Raw genomic sequence first — 6,000 nt, 5'->3', positions numbered from 1 at the left:
CCACCGCCATATCCGCAGCCACCATATCCATATCCGCCAAATCCGCCAAATCCATACATACTATTTCCTCCTCGTTTATATTAATAGAAACCGTAACCCCAAGAAGCTCCGATGATGATTAATAAAATGAATAAAACGACTAGTAGGGCAAATCCGCCGCCATAGCCACCTGCTGCACCAGACATTTACATTACCTCCTTTTTCGATTTCCATATATCCTATTCACCTAGATAAAAATGTGCGATAGACACTTATCCATAAAAATGGGGTTTAAAAAAAAAGACTAAGCCCATTCTTTTGGACTTAGACCCTTATCCTCTACAGATGTTTGTCCTAGTACATTTTCACTACCCTTTTTGCCATTCAGTTGACAAGTTTGATTGTTTTTCTTAACATGTTGTCAATAATAGTGGATTGGAGCCATCACATTGAGAACTATAGCAACCATATTGTTTTTTATATTTCTGTTGTCTTTTCGAATGATAAAAGTACTAACTCGGAATACCGATTGCCATTCAGCCATTAAAGTGGGGCACAGGGGTGCTGCAGGTTACTGCCCTGAAAATACATTTGCCTCATTTAACAAGGCACTATCCTTAGGGGTGGATTACCTTGAAACCGATATTCAAATGACGAAGGACGGTAAATTAGTGGTGATCCACGATACCACTGTAAACCGGACAACGAATGGAAAAGGGAAAGTAAGGGACTTCACCTTAAATGAACTCCAAAACCTTGATGCTGGCAGCTGGTTTCATCCCCAATTTGCTAATGAAAAAATCCTATCTTTTTATGAGTTTTTAGATGAATTTGCCGGAAAAATTGGTTTACTTATAGAGCTAAAAAAACCTTCGTTATATCCCGGTATAGAAGAAAAAGTTGCAAATGAACTATTAAAAAGGGGACTTACTTCCGGTAGTGCGGAAATCATTGTTCAATCATTTGATCAAAATTCATTGAGACAATTCCATACAATCCTACCAGCTATTCCATTAGGGGTTCTAGTTAAAAAGACAACGATGAAAGGACTTTCGCATAGTGAATTGCTTACTTTTTCAAGCTATGCCACCTATGTAAATCCAAAAATGACTATGGTAACCAAACCACTAATTCGACGAATACACCAACATGGCTTTAAGACACTTATTTGGACGGTTAAGAAAAAACAGGACGTCCATCTCTTAAAGCATTATCGGGTTGAAGGAATGATCAGTGACTTTCCAGACATATTATGAGGAACTTATATTGGTGCATACATTTGAATTACCATCAAAAATGAGGCAGCTCACTCACATGTGAACTGCCCCCTTTAAATTATAAAAAAACAAAATAAATCACGATTGCTAATACTATTCGATAGATTGCAAATGGTAAAAGCTTGATTTTATTAATCAATTTTAAGAAAAAGCGAATCGATAACAAGGCAAAAACAAAGGCACTAATAAACCCTGCAATGAAGATTGGCAATGCATCCATCGTCATATATTCCCAGTTTTTCAGCAATGAAAGTAAACTAGCTCCTGCCATAATTGGTACAGCCATGATAAAAGTAAAGTCAGCTGCTGCACGATGACTCATACCCATTAGTACCCCTCCTGAAATAGTTGAACCAGAGCGGGAGAAACCTGGCCAAAGGGAGAAACATTGAATCAGACCAATTGTTAATGCTTGTCCATATGAGATTTGATCAACGGTTTGAGTTTTTGGATTCTTCGATCCAAAAAGATCTGCAAGAATCATGAATACAGCACCAATCACTAATCCAATCAAAACGGTTGATGTGGAAAATAAATGATCATCAATATAATCATTAAACAGTACACCTAGGACACCTGCTGGAATTAATCCAACCAAAACTTGAGTTAATTTTAGACGTGTCTCTTTTTGTACTGCATGCATGTTTAATCTTCCTAACCCTAACAATTCGATGAATCGATCTTTAAACGTGACGACAACTGCTAGGATTGAACCAAGCTGTATAACCACTTTAAAGGTGTTGGCACCATGAGCTGTTAAAAACTTCTCGGATTTCAACCACATATCATCGACGATAATCATATGGCCAGTTGAAGAAACGGGGGCAAACTCTGTTAGACCTTCGACTAATCCTAAAATAATTGCTTTTATGATCATAAGTAAATCCATGTTGTACGTTCTCCTAACTTTACTGCAGCAGAATCCTTAGTTATGGTAAATAACGTTCTTATTTTACTCATTACTAGTCCGACTGGCAATACTAAATTTTTTATTTAATCGATTTTGCAGACACCTCTATCAACGCTAAATGTTCACAGAAGGTTTCATATGCAAAATAAAAATTACTAACCCTTTAATAATGCCACAGTCACGATTAAAAATAAATCATTTCTCTATTTAATCAATCGATTATTCCCATTCTAATTGCCTTAACAGCAACCTCTGTCCTGTTTTGTGCATTTAACCTTTTCATGATATGTGATATGTAATCTCTTACCGTAAATTCACTTAAATAAAGCTTTAATGCTGCCTCTGATGTCGAAGCCCCATCCGCCAATAATTTGATGATTTCCGTTTCTCTGGGTGATAAGGAAATATGCTTGCCTACTGGTAAATCTTGTTTTTTAATATCCGCTTCAATAAACTTAGATATCAATTCTCCTGAGCTTTGCCCAAATTTCATCAATGCAGGAAACAGACTGGTATCTACAGTAAATTGCCTGCCCGGTCCTTGATCTAATACAACTCCACCAATTATTTTCCCTTCTTCAGGAACATATATGGGAACAATAATCAAAGAGGAAAGTTCAAATTTTTCGACATACTTTTTAGGTAATTCATCCTTTGCCGTGGGAATGAAAATGGGCTGGAAATTTTTCATTTCATGCCCCTGGGATTTTAATTTTACAAGGCTATCATTTAGTACAGGGATATTGGTAATTTTTTCAGCAATAGCTTGAATATCTTCAGTATTCAAATGATGGCCGAACAGACCAACCCCTATGCTCTCTTTATTCGTAAACTTAAATAGTGCACACCGTTCAAAGGGAAGGAAATAACCAAAGCCAAAACAAATATTTTCAATGGACTCTTGCAAATTTTGCGAGCGAATAATCCATTCATTAAATAAGATAACAGCATCCTTCCAAATACTATAATTCTCATTTTCAACTTGGAATAGCATCACTTCGCTTATTTTTGAAAATAAATAATGAACAGAGGGATGTAATTTTGAAGAGTATACAATCCTCGATTTAAGCACTTTATGGGAAGCGTTTTCAAGGAGGTTCAAGTGAAAAATAAGTGCTTCTGGTTCTGGACGGCGATGAAACTGGGCAAACCATTCTTCCTGTAATTCAGTTAACATCCGATAAATATCAACCTTCTCATCTTCAACAGAACGAAGAAACCTTACTAGGAAGTCGCTGATAAATTCAAACACAGCAATTGATTTTTTATTTGTATTTTTAAGTGATTGAAGCATTAAACTCCACTCATGTAAAAGATCGTCCTGATAATTACATAACATGTTTACAGCATCATGTAAAAGATTATCTAAATGTTGGTTCAAGGACCTCGACATTGATTGTTCACACCCTCTCCATAAAAACAAACACTATAATCATTGTGTTATAACAGGTTGTTATCTATAACATAATTCAGCTAAACTATCCAAAATTCCTGCTGAATTTTAGGTGTTCGGAATTTTTTGTCACCTCTTGTCCTCCTTTTTAAGAGTAGTGTCAACTACCTACAAATGTAGGGATTTTTTAAATTGCCCATTTATCATAAAATTGTGACAAATAGTGTAAGCATTTACATTTATGAAATGCTTTCGCTTTTATTAATATCAAAGGGAGGAAAGAGAATGAATTTAGCTGCAGAAACGGCCATTATTGGAGGTCAAACAGTTAAGAAAAAACTCATCATTGCGTTAGTAGGTGGATTTTTATTTTTAGGAGCACTTTTAGGTACTTTTGGATTAACAGGCATGGCTGCCGCAGTACCGCTAGTAGGTGGATTTACCGTCAGCTTTGACGAAATGACAGGCACAGGATTTAAGCTTTATGGCAGTCTTGCTGATAGTGCCATGAAAAAAAATAACCCTGTTGCTGTTAACGAAATTGACAATGCCACGATTACAAATTTGACCATTAAAAAAGCTATCCCTTTTCTAGGGATTTATGCTGTCATCTCTGCTGAAAAACCAGTTACAATTACTGGACTTCAACAAAAAGCAACGATGATAAAGGGAGATGCTTCATTTAATGAACTGACCATGGCCGAAAAATATGTTGGGGATCAAGATCTTAGTGACCCTAAAGTACTTGCGGGGGCAGCTGCAGAACATTTTACACAAACCGCCAATTCTATTACCATCAAAAATGGAGTACTCGATACAGTGTATCTTTTTCAAAAAACAGTAACTCTTAATGGGATGAAGGTTTCATTTGAACCAATGCAACCAACTAAATAATCATTACTTCAGGGAATTAACAGGTAAGGGATGATATGTATGAACTCTAGGTATTCAAACCTTAAAAAGTTTAAGAATTGGAGAGCAAGGCGCCCTTTTTGGGGGGCGACCTTGTCTATATTATCAGGAATAATTATTTTAATTGTGCCTGCTCAGCTATACGAAATTGCCGCTGCACCAGGGAGTATGATTGTTGTTGGCCTTTTATTAGGAGGTCTAACCTTTCTAATGGGAGTCCTGGCCTATTTCATACCTAGACTGTCTACCCTGCTTGGCATAGTAGGAATTTTCACTTCTGTATTATCCATTATGGGGGCATTAGGTGGATTTTTAATCGGGACAATTTTAGGTATTGTTGGCGGGGCAATGATGATTGCTTGGAAGCCAACAATGGCAGCAACAGTTACCCAAGAAGAGCTAAATAAAAATTTTATAGTAGAAAAAGAGGTTGCATCAAGCACAGAAACATTACCCGAATAATAGTGCGAAGCAGTTTATATGTTGCGGAAAAACGGTGATAGATTTGAAGCAGAGAAGAAAACTTTTCAGAATTATACTCATATTTATTATTGTAATGAGTGGATTATTAATCCCTACGAATCATAGTTCTGCAGTTGAATCTACAATAATCGGATTTATTATTGAAGCTGATCAATTAGAGGGTACCTTTAAAGGTGCTAATCTAATAAATGGAGAAACTGGTGATCAACCAAGTCGGCCCATGCTAGAACTTAAATTTGAACAAACAACTGTAAAAGGATTTAAGATTAAAAAGTTAATAAAGACTCCAAATGGTATTGTCACAAGCATTTTTAGTTCTGGTGATACTGTTCTACTTAATAACTTGTCCTTATCTGTTACAAATCCGGGAGAAATCATGACTTACACACCTGTTAACGGTAATATTGGTCTAAAAAATGTTAAACTCCTTGCACACCTTGTTACAAGCGACTATTCGATTCTTCCAAAATTAAATGTAAGTTTTGTAGAAGGCGGAGAGGTTGAGCTAGATTCAATGAATGTAACAGAGCTAATAGAAGAAAAAGCCAAACTTGAAGATATACTTAAATCACAAACTACTCAAACTGAATAAATAGCATCACTTCAGCCTGTAGACAAACTCGAAGAATTTCGAGTTTGTCTACAGGCTTTTTATTTTTAAATATAATATAAAATAACAGTCCGTTTAGATTTGCGTTGCTTGAAAACGCTTTACGTTGGTGTGGAGGGCACTGAAAAAGTTCTTAAATTTAGGCAGTGCTAAATTTGAGTGTTAATTTCCGCTCCAGGCACTTCGCGTCCGCGAGCGGAACGGGCGGAACGGGAAGCCTCCTCGGCGCAAGCGCCTGTGGGGTCTCCCCAGCCCCGTCCTCCCGCAGGAGTCTTCGTGCCTTCCGCTCCAATCAATCAAGTTTTGCTACACAGCCTAAATTTGAATAAGTATCATTCCTTATTAAAGGATTAATAAGATTCTCGGAAAAAATAAGATAATTTTACTTACTCGTGTCTGTGTTTCAGTTCGATATTTTTCGTTTTGAGGATTTAAA

At 36.6% G+C, this 6,000-nt stretch carries 7 protein-coding genes; 4 read left to right on the top strand and 3 right to left on the bottom strand.

The annotated features are described in order from the left end of the window. Window positions 1-80: 80 nt before the first annotated feature. On the bottom strand, window positions 81-185 hold the full coding sequence (locus TY15_RS23725) for a YjcZ family sporulation protein (RefSeq protein WP_074432825.1): 105 nt from the start codon (window positions 183-185) through the stop codon (window positions 81-83). 243 nt (window positions 186-428) lie between these two features. Between TY15_RS23725 and TY15_RS15520 the strand changes: the two genes are divergently transcribed. Then, window positions 429-1,235 (top strand): glycerophosphodiester phosphodiesterase, encoded by an 807-nt coding sequence (locus TY15_RS15520; protein WP_040204660.1) that lies wholly within the window; start codon window positions 429-431, stop codon window positions 1,233-1,235. 79 nt (window positions 1,236-1,314) lie between these two features. Here the strand turns inward: TY15_RS15520 and TY15_RS15515 are convergent, their stop codons facing one another. Both TY15_RS15515 and TY15_RS15510 read right to left on the bottom strand, forming a co-directional pair. Next, entirely contained in the window at window positions 1,315-2,145 is an 831-nt protein-coding gene (locus TY15_RS15515; protein WP_040204659.1) for an undecaprenyl-diphosphate phosphatase, read from the bottom strand. 232 nt (window positions 2,146-2,377) lie between these two features. Further along, window positions 2,378-3,559, bottom strand: a complete 1,182-nt coding sequence (locus tag TY15_RS15510; protein ID WP_040204658.1) for a response regulator transcription factor — start codon at window positions 3,557-3,559, stop codon at window positions 2,378-2,380. 285 nt (window positions 3,560-3,844) lie between these two features. Between TY15_RS15510 and TY15_RS15505 the strand changes: the two genes are divergently transcribed. From TY15_RS15505 to TY15_RS15495, 3 genes are read left to right on the top strand one after another with little or no spacing between them, the layout of a single operon-like run. After that, window positions 3,845-4,453, top strand: a complete 609-nt coding sequence (locus tag TY15_RS15505) for a DUF6230 family protein (RefSeq protein ID WP_040204657.1) — start codon at window positions 3,845-3,847, stop codon at window positions 4,451-4,453. A gap of 30 nt (window positions 4,454-4,483) precedes the next feature. After that, a complete protein-coding gene (locus tag TY15_RS15500) occupies window positions 4,484-4,933 on the top strand; it encodes a DUF6114 domain-containing protein (protein WP_306454187.1) in 450 nt (149 codons plus the stop codon). A 43-nt stretch (window positions 4,934-4,976) separates the two neighbouring features. Further along, a complete protein-coding gene (locus TY15_RS15495) occupies window positions 4,977-5,546 on the top strand; it encodes a hypothetical protein (protein ID WP_142305360.1) in 570 nt (189 codons plus the stop codon). The last annotated feature ends 454 nt before the right edge of the window (window positions 5,547-6,000 follow it).

Origin of the sequence: Neobacillus jeddahensis, assembly GCF_000612625.1 — a bacterium.
In the GTDB taxonomy this organism is placed as follows: domain Bacteria; phylum Bacillota; class Bacilli; order Bacillales; family Cytobacillaceae; genus Neobacillus; species Neobacillus jeddahensis.
Note: the sequence above shows the minus strand (reverse complement) of the source record. Positions and strands in the feature narration are given on the sequence as shown.